At 58.1% G+C, this 3,264-nt stretch carries 2 protein-coding genes and 1 pseudogene; 1 reads left to right on the top strand and 2 read right to left on the bottom strand.

What is annotated here, in order from left to right; translation table 11 throughout:
- Both H5U08_RS13660 and H5U08_RS13655 read right to left on the bottom strand, forming a co-directional pair.
- On the bottom strand, positions 1-339 hold a 339-nt coding region (locus H5U08_RS13660; RefSeq protein WP_297034124.1), incomplete at its 3' end, for a DUF58 domain-containing protein.
- A gap of 86 nt (positions 340-425) precedes the next feature.
- Positions 426-1,457 (bottom strand): MoxR family ATPase, encoded by a 1,032-nt coding sequence (locus H5U08_RS13655; RefSeq protein WP_297034126.1) that lies wholly within the window; start codon positions 1,455-1,457, stop codon positions 426-428.
- A 556-nt stretch (positions 1,458-2,013) separates the two neighbouring features.
- Here H5U08_RS13655 and H5U08_RS13650 point away from each other — a divergent pair.
- Positions 2,014-3,264: pseudogene (locus H5U08_RS13650) on the top strand (prenyltransferase/squalene oxidase repeat-containing protein); the annotation flags it as partial.

The following is a 3,264-nucleotide window of genomic DNA, read 5'->3' as shown; positions in this document are numbered from 1 at the left end:
GGCCAGACAAATGGCGTAATCGAACTTGGTCATTTCCTGCCGGTACGTGTAGCCCATCGATCGACTGGCATCCACCACAAGATAGCCGGTGATGTTTGTTTCCGCCTCGAACTTTTTCACGTAGTACCGGTCGGTCTTGGCATAGACCAGCCAGTCGATGTCCATGGGATCGTCGCCGGGCACATAACGCCGGTGCTCACTGAACTCCACCGAAAAGCCGTGGAAAGGGCTGGCGTGCAAACCGTGCAAAAACCCCTTGACAATGAACTGAGCGCGGAGGTCGAGCCGTTTAATCTGGCGAGCGACTTCGGGTTTCAGATACTTTTGAATATTCGTCATGATTCGCTTGAAGCGTTTCGCCTCTTTCGCGGTTTAACTCTTCCGCAGGTCAAACAGCGGCTCCGCACCCCCGACCGCTGGCAATATCATGAAAGCGGCCGCAGCACATCCGGGCTGACCTGCGGCGCGGGCTGCTCAAATTTCGGAATTGCCGGGGCGGGCACTTCTTTTACCAGCCGCTCGATAATGTCATCGGTGGTGAGTCCCTCCGCCTGCGCCTGGAAATTGACACTGATCCGATGACGTAAAACAGGAATGGCGAGTTTTCGCACGTCTTCGATGGAAACGGCGAACCGCCCGTCCATCGCCGCCAGTGCCTTTCCGCCCTGAATCAGGAACTGCCCGGCACGGGGTCCAGCCCCCCAATCGATGAAATCGCGGACAAACTGTGGTGCCGAGGGGTCTCGCGGGCGGGTGGCGCGAACCAGTCGCGTCACATACTGGACTATGTACGGGCTGACCGCCACCGAATTGACCAGTCGCTGTAAATTCAAAATGGCCTTCCCGGAAAGTATCTTGCGTACTTCGACTTTCTCGTTCCGTGTCGTCATGGCGAGGATGCGTTCCTCTTCCTCCAGGGACGGGTAATCCACCTTGATGTTGAACATGAAACGGTCAAGCTGGGCCTCGGGAAGTGGATAAGTTCCCTCCTGCTCGATGGGGTTCTGCGTGGCAATCGTCAGGAACGGTTCGGGAAGCGGATAGGTCTGCTGCCCCACCGTCACTTCCCGTTCCTGCATCGCCTGGAGCAGCGCGGCCTGCGTCTTCGGAGGGGTTCGGTTGATTTCGTCCGCCAGCAAAATATTGGTGAAAATGGGCCCCTCCACAAACCGAAAATAACGTTTTCCGTGTTCGTCCTCTTCCAGAACATTCGTCCCCGTGATGTCGGAGGGCATCAGGTCGGGGGTGAATTGAATCCGTTTGAATTGAACATCCAGGATGCGTGCCAGGGTGTTGACCATGAGCGTCTTCGCCAGCCCCGGCACACCGACAAGAAGACAGTGCCCCCGGGTGAAGACGGCGGCCAAAAGCTGCTCAATGACCTCCGTCTGCCCCACGATCACTTTCTGGAGTTCCTCCACCATCAAGCGACGGTAGGAGCTGAACTCCTGAAGCACATCTCCCAAGGTGCGCGGTTTTCCTGTAGCCAACGGATCACCTCATCGACGCGAAAAAGTTTCCTCCGAAAGAGCTGTTACCTGCCTCAACTTTTCATCCAGGTGGCGCGATCTTGCACGGCTCGGCAAACTCCGCCGGATCCCCGCGCGGTTTCCCAGCCGCGGAAGCAAGTCGGTCCCGTTTCGCTTTCCCAAACTCCCGTCCTGCTTTCGTCTGGCCCCACCGACGGGTCACTCCCAACCGCGCAGGTATCCGACACCGCAGTGGACTGCTATCATGAAAATTGATCGTGAAGATGAATGGGCATCCATCTCCATGGAAACGGTGGTTATCCAATACGCTTAAAACGAGCCGGATTTCGGGTCAGCGAGAAATACAGGACGTCTCCTTTTGATTATATGACGCAACGGGGCCCCATCAGAGTTGGGCCATGAGACAACTCGTAGCATGCAACGTCAAACTTTCCCTATTTTCCACAGGACCAAAAACATGCCGTGCCCCTGCCCGCAAGCAGGGCGGTTTGCCGCACGGTTATGACCATGAGGGCAAAGACGGATGATGGGTGGCACCTGGCAAACGTGGGAATCGGCCCGCTCCTCTCGGCCGCTTCGTTTGACCGCGCATCCGCACATCCTCGGCGCGAGAATCTTCAAGACAATCGCCTGCGTCCTGGCTTGTTTGCTGCTGGGAGTGTTCGGCGCATCTGCTGAAGCCCAGGTCCCCGGTGAGAAGCTGGCGGCAGCCTTGGAGGAATCGATCAACCGCGCGATCGAGTATCTCAAGCGTTCTCAGCAAGCCGATGGGTCCTGGCCTGACCCTGTCAATATGCCGTGCGGAATGACGTCCCTGTGTACCCTGGCCCTTCTCAGTGCGGGTGTTCCCCCCGACGATCCGGCCGTAGCGAGGGCGCTCCGATACCTCCTGGATCACTCGCCCGACGAGATCAACAAGACGTATCCCATCGCGCTGCAAACGATGGTTTACTGTCGGGCTGACCCCAGCCGCTATCTGCCGCAAATTCAGGAAAACGTGCAATGGCTGGCAAAGACCCAGATTGCAGGAGGAGCAGATCGCGGCGGATGGTCCTATCCCGGCTCCAACGCCGACAATTCCAACAGTCAATTTGCGGTGCTGGCGCTGTACGAGGCCGAAAGGGCCGGCGCTCGCATACCCGACGCCGTGTGGACCGCGGCACAACAATACTGGGAAAGTGGCCAGAATGCTGATGGCTCCTGGGGTTACCGTCAGGGGCAGCCCGGCACCGGCAGCATGACCTGCGCGGGCATCACGTCGCTCATCATCATTTATGATGTCGTCCGTCAACCGGCTGCTAAAGTGGACGACCAGAACCGCATCAACTGCTGTCAACCGGCTCCTGGAGGAATCGATCGCATTCAGCGCGGCTTGAACTGGCTGGCGCGGCACTTCACAGTTCGCCAGAATCCTCAGGGCGGAAATATCTGGATCTTTTACTACCTCTACGGGCTGGAGCGAGTGGGACGGCTCAGCGCGTTGCGGTTCATCGGCCAGCACGACTGGTATCGAGAAGGTTCTGCCTTTCTCCTGGAGCTGAAAGCCACCGTGGCTGCTGGAGGCGTTCCCACCGATTACTGGGTGGGGCCCAACATGGAGAGCGATCCCCTTCTGGCCACCTCCTTCGCGCTGCTTTTCCTTGCCAAAGGAAGGCGACCCATCTTGCTCAGCAAGGTCCGGCTGGGACGGGAGGAAAGCTGGAACAGCCATCCCAACGACGTGTACAACCTGACGACGTACACGGAAAGTCGGTGGAAGATGGACCTCGGATGG

The sequence above is a fragment of the Thermogutta sp. genome, from assembly GCF_014359955.1.
Taxonomy (GTDB): domain Bacteria; phylum Planctomycetota; class Planctomycetia; order Pirellulales; family Thermoguttaceae; genus Thermogutta.
This window is presented reverse-complemented; position numbering and strand designations above follow the sequence as displayed.